The organism is Bradyrhizobium sp. PRIMUS42, assembly GCF_023006515.1.
Lineage (GTDB): Bacteria > Pseudomonadota > Alphaproteobacteria > Rhizobiales > Xanthobacteraceae > Bradyrhizobium.
Genome location: NZ_JALBGZ010001475.1, coordinates 1 through 598, shown reverse-complemented (window position 1 = coordinate 598; position 598 = coordinate 1). Strand labels below are relative to the sequence as shown.

General features: G+C 67.1%; 1 pseudogene. It reads right to left on the bottom strand.

The features are described from left to right. A pseudogene (locus MOV75_RS41160) lies at positions 1–473 on the bottom strand (bifunctional [glutamine synthetase] adenylyltransferase/[glutamine synthetase]-adenylyl-L-tyrosine phosphorylase); the annotation flags it as partial. Between the last annotated feature and the right edge of the window lie 125 nt (positions 474–598).

Sequence of the window (598 nt, the reverse complement as noted above, 5' to 3'; positions counted from 1 at the left end):
TTTGAGGACACCGCGACCTCGGTCAGCGCCGCCGTCACCCGCATCACCGGCCAGACGCCGCCGATGTCGCACAGAGCAGTCAGCAGCGCGGCCTCCGCTTTCATGCGGCGAAGCAGCCGCATCACCTCGGCCTCATCCGCCGCCGCGAGCACCGCGCCCCTGGCATCCGCGATCAGCGCCGTCAGATGCGAATCCGGATCGCATTCGAGCAGCCGGATCAGGCGCAAGGCATCAGCGCGCACCAGATCGAACAGATAGGGCGAGAATTCCGCGATCCCGGCAAGGATATCCCTCGCGAAGGGATAAGCCAGCAGCGCTTCGAGACGGGCCAATTGGGCCGGCTCGAGCTCGCTCAGCCAGCTTTCGAAACGTCGTTCGTCGGTTGTGGAAGCGGCAATATGGGGAGCTTCCGCAAAGCGCGCGGCCAGCCTCTCACCATGCTTGTCCGCGTTTCCCGGCGCGGAGTGGTTCATGCCACCTTCTGTGGCACATCCGGTATTGGCGGAGCAACCCTGTCGCCGGCACCGGCGCGGGCGGGCAGCACCAGCGTGGCGACGAGACCGGGCTGGGCGTCGCCCAGCCGCAATTCTCCGCCGTG